Here is a 1,554-nt window from a genome sequence, read left to right as displayed (position 1 = left end):
ACCCTTATATAGAAAGGCATTTAGCGATTTTTGTTAATTGTTTTTGATATAGAGCGAACTAATCAATTAAGTCTCTTACCAGATAAGGATTTAGTCGATTTATGCCCCCCTATCGAACCATACCAAGTAACGAAGAACCATAAAAATTCGGTTCCGGGAATTTTTCATTGACAATCCAATTGCCCAGATCGCGAATTTTGTAATCCACAGGATCATGATCGCTACCGTCTAACCGATGAATTTCTAACGGTGTGGCGACAACTATTATCGAAACCGAACACGGACTTTCAAGGCGATTACCTGCGGATCGAGGGAGGAAAAGTCCTGTTTCCCCCCGTACAGAAGCCCCACCCACCCCTTTGGTTCGGTGGCTCCTCGCCCATCGCCCACGAGATCGCCGCTAAACACGTCGATGTCTATCTGACCTGGGGCGAACCCCCGTCCGCGGTGGCCGAAAAAATCATCACCGTGCGCCGTTTAGCCGAGGCCCGCGGTCGGACGCTCCGATTCGGCATTCGTTTACACGTTATCGTCCGGGAAACGGCCAGCGAAGCGTGGGAGACGGCGGAGACATTGATCCGCTATGTAGACGAGGAAGCGATCGCCACCGCCCAAAACGCCTACGCGCGCATGGACTCGGAAGGGCAAGGGCGGATGAGTCAATTGCACAACGGCAGTCGCGCCGCCTTGGAAATTAGCCCAAATCTCTGGGCCGGGGTGGGTTTGGTACGCGGGGGAGCGGGAACCGCTCTCGTGGGGGATGCGGATACGGTAGCGCGCCGTCTGCTCGAATACCGAGATCTCGGCATCGAGACGTTTATTCTCTCCGGTTATCCCCATCTAGAGGAAGCCTACCGGGCCGCCGAACTGTTGTTTCCCCGTTTACCAGTAGAGAGCGCGCCGATCCGACCCCAACCCGTTCAGGTTCTCGCTCCTTTCGGCGAGATCGTTGCCCATATCTAATTTCCGCTAGTGTTCTAAATCTGTGGAATAAGTAGGGTCTGCTGAAAAAGTTTTTCCTGGTGGCAGGGTGTGGGGTGTGGGGTGTGGGGTGTGGGGTTTTACCCATTTTCACCTGGTCAATTACCTAATTTTCAGGGAAAAAGTCCAGGAATTTTCCCCTCAATCACTGCAAGGGTCGGGACTTTTTGAGGTCAAAAAAGTCTAAAAGCCTTATCCAACAAGGTTTTTAGATTTATTCAGCAAACCCTAAGTAATAATGGTTGGTTCTTCGGCACTTATTATGCAGACTTATGCAGACGGGGTGATTATGATTCTGAAACTCTTGATGGATAAGACTTGTAAGATTCACAAACCGTCTCCAGTATAGTATCTACCGAAGAGCCCTAACTATTTTCCCCTTATTTTTTAAGTTGATTAGATTAGGTAAACTCTTTGTCAGAAATCACCTAATTAGGGTCTGCTGAAAAAGTTTTTCCTAGGGGCAGGGTGTAGGGTGTGGGGTGTGGGGTGTGGGGTTTTACCCATTTTCATCGGGTAAATTACCTAATTTTCAGGGAAAAAGTCCAGGGATTTTCCCCCCGACCACTCCCA

The 1,554-nt window shown here is 49.8% G+C and carries 2 protein-coding genes; one reads left to right on the top strand and one right to left on the bottom strand.

Annotation, left to right across the window (positions count from 1 at the left end):
* Positions 1–109: 109 nt before the first annotated feature.
* The gene (locus O9295_RS27935) at positions 110–355 is read right to left on the bottom strand and encodes a hypothetical protein (RefSeq protein ID WP_288034241.1); all 246 of its coding nucleotides are present in this window, start codon (positions 353–355) and stop codon (positions 110–112) included.
* Between O9295_RS27935 and O9295_RS17795 the strand changes: the two genes are divergently transcribed.
* Positions 250–963, top strand: coding sequence for an LLM class flavin-dependent oxidoreductase (locus tag O9295_RS17795; protein ID WP_288034240.1), 714 nt, complete (start codon positions 250–252; stop codon positions 961–963). The genes O9295_RS27935 and O9295_RS17795 overlap by 106 nt on opposite strands.
* The last annotated feature ends 591 nt before the right edge of the window (positions 964–1,554 follow it).

Source organism: Microcystis sp. LE18-22.4A, from assembly GCF_027531105.1.
GTDB classification, from domain to species: domain Bacteria; phylum Cyanobacteriota; class Cyanobacteriia; order Cyanobacteriales; family Microcystaceae; genus Microcystis; species Microcystis aeruginosa.
Note: the sequence above shows the minus strand (reverse complement) of the source record. Positions and strands in the feature narration are given on the sequence as shown.